Genomic DNA, 6,032 nt, shown 5'->3' on the forward strand with positions numbered 1-6,032 from the left:
TATTGCCAGCCTCCTTATAAAAAACACCAATGTACTGGGAGTAGACAGAACAATAAATCATCTAAATCTGGTTGTTAATCTTTTACCCCTCGACTTAAAACAAACCTTGAAAGCTTGTTTTGATTATCAACTAAAAGATGAAGATAGTGCTGTCATTTACCATCCTAATAAAACAACCAAAATTTTATTAATCATAACGCATTATAAAAAATCCATTGCTATAATCATGAATAGAAAAATAAATACAAGGATTGTAGCTATGAAACTCAAAAATAAAATTGCTATTGTTACTGGTGCAGCAAGCGGAATAGGTAAAGAAATCGCAATAGTCTATGCAAAAGAAGGTGCAAAAGTTGCCATTGCGGATCTAAATCTTGAGCAAGCCAACAGTGTAGCTGAGGAAATTAAATCAACAGGTGGCCAAGCGATGGCAGTAGCAATGAATGTGACCGATGAAAATCAAGTCAATCAAGGCGTCGATAAAGTTGCTGATCACTTTGGGGGTATTGATGTTTTAGTCAGCAATGCCGGTATTCAAATTATTGAAGCAGTGGATAAGCTTACTTTCTCTGATTGGAAAAAAATGTTAGCCATCCACCTGGATGGAGCTTTTCTTACTACAAAAGCCTGCCTAAAGCACATGTATGCTTCTGGTAAGGGGGGAAGTATTATTTACATGGGCTCTGTTCATTCCAAAGAAGCATCTCTTCTGAAAGCGCCCTATGTTACAGCGAAACATGGATTATTAGGCTTATGTAAAGTTGTTGCGAAAGAAGGGGCTGCTCATAAAGTAAGGGCCAATGTCATTTGTCCAGGCTTTGTTCGTACCCCCCTTGTAGACAAACAAATCCCAGAGCAAGCAAAAGAGCTTGGCATCAGCGAAGAGGATGTCATTAAGAAAGTAATGCTTAAGGAAACGGTAGATGGAGAATTCACCACAACAGGCGATGTAGCTCAAACTGCTTTATTTTTTGCATCTTTTGAATCCAATGCTCTAACTGGACAATCATTAGTAGTCAGTCATGGTTGGTTCATGGAGTAATAAACCATGGCTCAAACTAGAAAATCAAGAAAGCAGCCAGAGTATAGCCATATTGCCTGCACCTTCCAGGGCGGAGGTGCCTTAGGAGCTTATCAAACAGGTATTTTGCATGCTTTGAATGAAGCAGGATACCATCCTCATTGGTATGTAGGAACCTCAATTGGAGCGATTAATGCTGCGATAGCTGCTGGTAATGAAGCGAATGAGCGTATTCAACAGGGATATAAGGTTGGGAAGGAAGCGATACAATAATCACCATTGAATAAACCAATTCCAAGTACTGAGGGTATCGCATTATACGACATGTCTACTAAACATCTTGTTAAGAAAGATTGAGAACATTAAAATTAAACAAACTGCGTCGCAATCACCTTATTTTATCTTATCCTTAATCTCTTGCTTTGTTTATTTCTGTTGGGTATGATTTATGTTGTTATTGTTGAAATATTGACTTTGTAGTGTTAATATTAACCAACATGAAAGAGTACACTTTTATACTAGCATTGAAACGAGGATGTTTTTCATGTCTTTAAATGAATCGACAGCAGCAGTATCTCCTATAATCAACGAAAAACGTTCAGAATGGAAAAAACAAGATACGATATGGATGTTAAGTCTTTATGGCACAGCCATTGGCGCTGGTACTCTTTTTCTTCCCATAGATGCTGGTCTTAATGGTATTTGGCCTTTAATCATCATGGCACTTCTGGCCTTTCCAATGACCTATTATTCCCATCGAGCTTTATGTCGCTTTGTGCTTTCAGGTTCTTCTAATCACAACGACATCACCGATGTGGTAGAAGAACATTTCGGTGCCTTTGCCGGCAAGCTACTGACAGCTCTATATTTCTTTGCCATTTACCCTATTTTATTAATGTATAGTGTGGCAATAACCAATACTACTGAAAGCTTTCTAGTTAACCAAATGGGAGTGTCAACACCACCCAGAGCTGTTTTAGCCATCATATTAATCTTGGGATTAATGGCCATTGTTCGATTTGGACAGGAAATCATTGTCAAATCCATGTCCTTATTAGTTTATCCTTTTGCCACTATTCTCTTACTGTTATCCCTTTATTTAATTCCAAGTTGGAATAGCTCTATTTTCATACAAAGCAATTCCTTACATGCTAATGGGGGGCATGGATTATTAATGACCTTATGGTTAATTATTCCCGTTATGGTCTTTTCCTTTAACCACTCACCTATTATCTCTTCTTTTGCCGTCAGCCAAAAACAACAGTATGGAAATCAAGCCGATCAAAAAAGTTCACTGATCATGAAATACAGTCACTTGATGATGGTTTTGTCCGTGATGTTTTTTGTTTTTAGTTGTATCTTTAGTTTGTCACCACAAGATTTAATGCAAGCAAAACAACAAAATATTTCTATTTTGTCTTATCTTGCGAACCATTTTAATACTCCTGTCATGGCTTATATTGCCCCTATTATTGCTTTTATAGCTATCTCTAAATCTTTTCTTGGGCATTATTTAGGTGCTAAAGAAGGTTTAAGTGGCATTATTGTAAAATCATTAAAATCAACAGGAAAAACCATTAATAAAAATTCTCTACAGACCACCATTGAAATTTTTATGATCCTGACTTGTTGGATTGTTGCTACCATTAATCCTAATATCTTAAAAATGATAGAGACATTAGGTGGCCCAATCATCGCTCTCTTGCTATTCATCATGCCAATGTATGCTATTGCCAAAGTGCCAGCCATGAAAAAATACGGCAATCGCCTCAGTAATACATTCATTACTGTAATGGGTATCATCTCTATTTCTGCTATTATTTATGGATTAATTTAAAAATATGTCCGATAAAGAGGCGGCATGCTATTGTAATACCGCCTCTTTATACTAGATACTAGGATGTTAACAAAATGGCTAGCGTACCAATAATAAGTCATCTAAAGGCTGTTCTTCGAAGGAGGACTTGTCCACACACTCAAAAAATGAATTAAATTTTTTATCAATATTCAAACGCATCAGTTCCTTATCGATTAAGGAATCAATTTCACCTTGAGTTGTAGACCACCCATAAAGCCCTCTTATTTGGCGTACAATCCACAGCCTGCTTCTCAACTGACGTATATACATTAAAGGAGCATTTTCAAATCTTGCTCCTTTTCCATCGACTGCTTTTTTTAATTTTATTAGTATTCCTCGGAGATTAGGATTATTTTGATTGGTATTGATAAATTCTGAAATACAATGCACCGCCAGTTTCTTTTTGAATTTCAAACAAAAGCTATGGTTTTCACCAATATCGCCAAGCACTTTTTGCAATTCAAAATAGTTTTCTGCCTTCCTGGCCTTATTCAAATGCAAAGTTTTAAACTCATAGAATTCTATGCGTTCAGTTTTATTGAATTCTCTGAACTGTTTTGTCTTATGCGCCCCATTCGCCAATAAATGTTTCATAGTAAAACGCAGGTCCTTACAAATATCCGCAGCAAAGTGAATTTCTGTTTTTTCTACCATCTGCAAAGCGATATCTAAAGGGGTTTTTCCTGAACGATTCTTAGTATTAGTAAATTGACCATACATACTAATCGTTTCGTCATAGCGATAATCTCCCAATTTAATGGCAATATGTAGTGGCGTATCACCATCCTCAACAACATTCGACTGCAAAATTTTCTGGTTATCCGCTAGTGATTGACTAATTTCCTTTTTAAAGAATGCTCTATCCTCTTCAGGTAAATTATCAATAATGTCATTGCATAATGAATCATGGTCTGTATCACTCAGGGAATGAACAAAATCACGAAATTCTTTTAATGAAAACAGCATTGCTCTTAAACGTGACTGTCTGGTCAATGCAGCATGCGTTACTAAGGCAATATGTGCCCTATCAGAAGGATCGTTCTCATTAAAACAGTCTTTCAAGGTTGTTTCCATTAGCGACTGAGAAATTAAAATATGCTTATAAAAAGCCCTCCATTTTGCTTTATTAAATTCATCCACTTGCGCTAAATTAGCAAAAGCTCGAATTTCGGCATAACTACGATAATCTTTATTAGCCCAAGGCTTAAAAAAAATGCTGGTCTTAGTTGGCCAATAACTATTAGCAGAATCTATTAAATTAGGAAAATTCAACAAATCTTTTGCAGTAATATCAAAAGCACTCCTGTCACTAAACAAATGAAAAAATCTTCTTGTGCAAAACGACATAATACTGTCAACGAACATGAGATCATGGTCGATTTTGAAAAATACGACATGAGGCTTCCCATTTTTCTTTATCAGATAAAAACCAAAATTTCCTTTATGCAAATCATCCTCTTCCAAAGTATATGAGCTGGCTAAAATACTGGCCAAAGAAGCATAATCAATGCTCAATTCGTTATTTTTTTCCGCTGCTAATAACTTATTAAAAAACTGCTGAGGCAATTTATCTAAAAAATAAAAAGGGATATTATCGAGAGTATCCACTTTCTTTTCTGCACATTGACACCCAGTTTTGGGGTTATTTAAAACAAAAAATGGCTGCTCTAATCCTTCCTTGTTATTGATAACATAATTGAGATGTTGCACTACCAACCCCTCGATCTTTTTATCATCATTAATTACCAATTTCTGAAATGACGTGAGCCCCCTATCCATAAATAGTTTGGCCAACTGACTAAAAGCAACTTCCATACGAGATAAATTAGGATTGCTATGCTTATTTTTTTTATAAATAACTCTTAAACTGTTTTGGGTATTACTGGAGGGATAATGAATCGCATTAAGGTATACTTCATGCCCAGAAAAAGAAGGAGCCCCAAGATAAATATCATTAATATTATATATTTTTGACATGATTCGGAAAAATAGAAAAATAGTTCATTATTTTAACATAATGCACTAAAAAATTAAAATACATTATTCTATAACTTATCCGAATCATCAGGTTGTATTTTTAAATTATCATCTTGACTATCGAAGCTCTTTTCCTCTCTCAGCCGAATTTGCAACCCTACATTATTTCTTGAATCCGCATATTTAATGGCATTTTCTTTAGTAATTTTCCCTTCTCTATACAAATTAAATAAAGCTTGGTCAAAAGTCTGCATCCCATATTCCGTTCCTTTTGCCATAGTCTCTTTGATATCATCAATTTTACCTTTTTCAATCAGATCAGAGATATAAGGAGAATTAATTAAAATCTCTACAGCAGCAACCCGTTGATTTGTTATCCCTGGGATTAGGCGTAAAGAGATAATTGCTTTTAAATTAAGCGACAAATCCGTTAATATCTGTTGTTTTGCTTCATCGGGGAAAAAATTAATAATTCTATCCAAAGCCTGATTGGCATTATTCGCATGCAAAGTAGAAATGCACAAATGTCCTGTTTCTGCATAAGCGATGGCATGCTTCATAGCGTTGAGATCACGGATTTCACCAATTAATATGACATCTGGCGCTTCCCTCATCGCATTTTTCAATGCATTATCATAACTTAAGGTATCGATGCCGATTTCCCGCTGATCAACTATCGATTTTTTATGCTCATGCATATACTCGATAGGATCCTCAATTGTTAAAATATGTCCTCTATGATGTTCATTACGATGATTAATCATCGCCGCCAATGTCGTTGATTTACCTGAGCCAGTGGAACCTACAACCAATACCAAACCGCGTAGTTCTAAAACCAAAGATTTTAAAATTTGAGGTAAATTCAACTCTTCTATTGAAGGTATTTCGCCTTTTATATAGCGAACAACCATAGCCACTTCACCGCGCTGCCTAAATAAATTAATTCTAAAGCGACCTACCCCATTCAAGGAAAAAGCCATATTGAGCTCCATCTTAGCCTCAAATTCTTTTTGCTGCTGATCATTCAAAATGGATAAAACAATTTCAGACATTTGATGAGATTTAATAGGAACTTGACCAATAGGTGAGGTGATCCCTTCAATTTTAATATTGGGGGGAGCTCCAACACTAAAAAACAAATCTGAGGCACCTTTATCAACCATGAGCTTAAAAAAA

General features: G+C 35.7%; 5 protein-coding genes. 3 read left to right on the forward strand and 2 right to left on the reverse strand.

Annotation, left to right across the window (positions count from 1 at the left end):
- Positions 1-259 precede the first annotated feature (259 nt).
- The 3 genes from OK13_RS04935 (at position 260) to OK13_RS04945 (ending at position 2,858) form a co-directional block, all read left to right on the forward strand.
- Positions 260-1,042, forward strand: a complete 783-nt coding sequence (locus OK13_RS04935; protein ID WP_035888329.1) for a 3-hydroxybutyrate dehydrogenase — start codon at positions 260-262, stop codon at positions 1,040-1,042.
- A gap of 6 nt (positions 1,043-1,048) precedes the next feature.
- A complete protein-coding gene (locus tag OK13_RS04940) occupies positions 1,049-1,294 on the forward strand; it encodes a patatin-like phospholipase family protein (protein WP_035888275.1) in 246 nt (81 codons plus the stop codon).
- A gap of 271 nt (positions 1,295-1,565) precedes the next feature.
- Positions 1,566-2,858, forward strand: a complete 1,293-nt coding sequence (locus OK13_RS04945) for a serine/threonine transporter (protein ID WP_035888277.1) — start codon at positions 1,566-1,568, stop codon at positions 2,856-2,858.
- Between the two features lie 78 nt (positions 2,859-2,936).
- Here OK13_RS04945 and ankK read toward each other — a convergent pair whose 3' ends face one another.
- Both ankK and OK13_RS04955 read right to left on the reverse strand, forming a co-directional pair.
- Positions 2,937-4,856 carry a Dot/Icm T4SS effector AnkK/LegA5 gene (gene ankK / locus OK13_RS04950; protein WP_035888279.1) on the reverse strand — a complete coding sequence of 640 codons (1,920 nt, stop codon included), beginning with the start codon at positions 4,854-4,856 and terminating at the stop codon, positions 2,937-2,939.
- Positions 4,857-4,924: 68 nt separating this feature from the next.
- On the reverse strand, positions 4,925-6,032 hold a 1,108-nt coding region (locus tag OK13_RS04955; protein ID WP_081964870.1), incomplete at its 5' end, for a PilT/PilU family type 4a pilus ATPase.

The sequence above is a fragment of the Legionella norrlandica genome, assembly GCF_000770585.1.
Lineage (GTDB): Bacteria > Pseudomonadota > Gammaproteobacteria > Legionellales > Legionellaceae > Legionella > Legionella norrlandica.

Excerpts from the sequence above, each read along its gene's own strand:
- ankK (WP_035888279.1), bottom strand. The coding sequence starts at position 4,856 with ATGTCAAAAATATATAATATTAATGATATTTATCTTGGGGCTCCTTCT.
- OK13_RS04945 (WP_035888277.1), top strand. The coding sequence starts at position 1,566 with ATGTCTTTAAATGAATCGACAGCAGCAGTATCTCCTATAATCAACGAA.
- OK13_RS04935 (WP_035888329.1), top strand. The coding sequence starts at position 260 with ATGAAACTCAAAAATAAAATTGCTATTGTTACTGGTGCAGCAAGCGGA.
- OK13_RS04940 (WP_035888275.1), top strand. The coding sequence starts at position 1,049 with ATGGCTCAAACTAGAAAATCAAGAAAGCAGCCAGAGTATAGCCATATT.